Below are 1,628 nucleotides of genomic sequence, written 5' to 3'. Positions count from 1 at the left end.
AAGGGGGCCAGCCGCCGAAGGTGGGGTAGATGATTGGGGTGAAGTCGTAACAAGGTAGCCGTATCGGAAGGTGCGGCTGGATCACCTCCTTTCTATGGAGTCCATGTTACCAGCAGGGTAACGGACATAAAGCAGCGTAAGCTGCAAAACACATTCACTCGTTGGTCAGTTTTGAGAGAGCAATGGTGCCCGTAAGGGTAACCGGAACCTCGCTCAAACTTGTTCCTTGAAAACTGGATAGCGAAACAACTTCAAGCATAAAGCTTACAAATCCTTTGGATTTAGATTTAGATCTTTTAGCTACAAGTGAAGTTGTGTGACGAAAGCAGCGACTTTTGTTTAGTTGGATTCTCCGATAAGAGATCAATTCATAATCCAAATAAACAATGGAGCGCGTCGGCAGACAACGGAACATCTGGTTAAGCTAATAAGAGCACACGGAGGATGCCTAGGCGCTAGGAGCCGAAGAAGGACGTGGCGAACAACGAAAATGCCTCGGGGAGCCGTAAGCAGGCATTGATCCGGGGATGTCCGAATGGGGGAACCCAGCTGAGGTAATACTCAGTTATCCTGTAGTGAATACATAGCTACAGCGAAGGCATACGAGGGGAACTGAAACATCTAAGTACCCTCAGGAGAAGAAAACAAGAGTGATTCCGTCAGTAGCGGCGAGCGAACGCGGAACAGCCCAAACCAAGAGGCTTGTCTCTTGGGGTTGTGGGACGCCAATGTGCGAAAAGCAGATTAAACGAACAGGTCTGGAAAGGCCGGCCAGAGAAGGTAAAAGCCCTGTAATTGAAAGTTTGCGTATCGCTAGGCGGATCCCGAGTACCGCGGGACACGTGAAACCCCGTGGGAAGCAGGCAGGACCATCTGCCAAGGCTAAATACTCCCTAGCGACCGATAGTGAAGCAGTACCGTGAGGGAAAGGTGAAAAGAACCGCGGGAGCGGAGTGAAAAAGAACCTGAAACCGTGTGCTTACAAAAAGTCAGAGCCCGTTAACGGGTGATGGCGTGCCTTTTGTAGAATGAACCGGCGAGTTACGTTCACGTGCAAGGTTAAGGTGAAGAGCCGAAGCCGCAGCGAAAGCGAGTCTGAATAGGGCGAATATGAGTACGTGGTCGTAGACCCGAAACCGTGTGATCTACCCCTGTCCAGGGTGAAGGTGCGGTAACACGCACTGGAGGCCCGAACCCACGCATGTTGAAAAATGCGGGGATGAGGTGGGGGTAGGGGAGAAATTCCAATCGAACTCGGAGATAGCTGGTTCTCCCCGAAATAGCTTTAGGGCTAGCCTCGGGAGTAGAATAGCGGAGGTAAAGCACTGATTGGGTGAGGGGCCCGCCAAGGGTTACCAAGTCCAGTCAAACTCTGAATGCCGCATATTTTTACCCGGGAGTCAGACGGTGAGTGCTAAGATCCATCGTCAAGAGGGAAACAGCCCAGATCATCAGCTAAGGTCCCCAAGTGTGTGTTAAGTGGGAAAGGATGTGGAGTTGCACAGACAACCAGGATGTTGGCTTAGAAGCAGCCACCATTGAAAGAGTGCGTAATAGCTCACTGGTCGAGTGACTCTGCGCCGAAAATGTAACGGGGCTAAACACACCACCGAAGCTATGAATTGCAG

Annotated in this window: 2 rRNA genes; both read left to right on the top strand. The window is 51.1% G+C overall.

From position 1 onward, the window contains the following. Positions 1-92, top strand: a 16S ribosomal RNA gene (locus tag EYB31_RS39895); the annotation flags it as partial. 325 nt (positions 93-417) lie between these two features. Further along, positions 418-1,628: ribosomal RNA gene (locus tag EYB31_RS40760) — 23S ribosomal RNA — on the top strand; the annotation flags it as partial.

Source organism: Paenibacillus thalictri, assembly GCF_004307995.1.
Lineage (GTDB): Bacteria > Bacillota > Bacilli > Paenibacillales > NBRC-103111 > Paenibacillus_AF > Paenibacillus_AF thalictri.
Note: the sequence above shows the minus strand (reverse complement) of the source record. Positions and strands in the feature narration are given on the sequence as shown.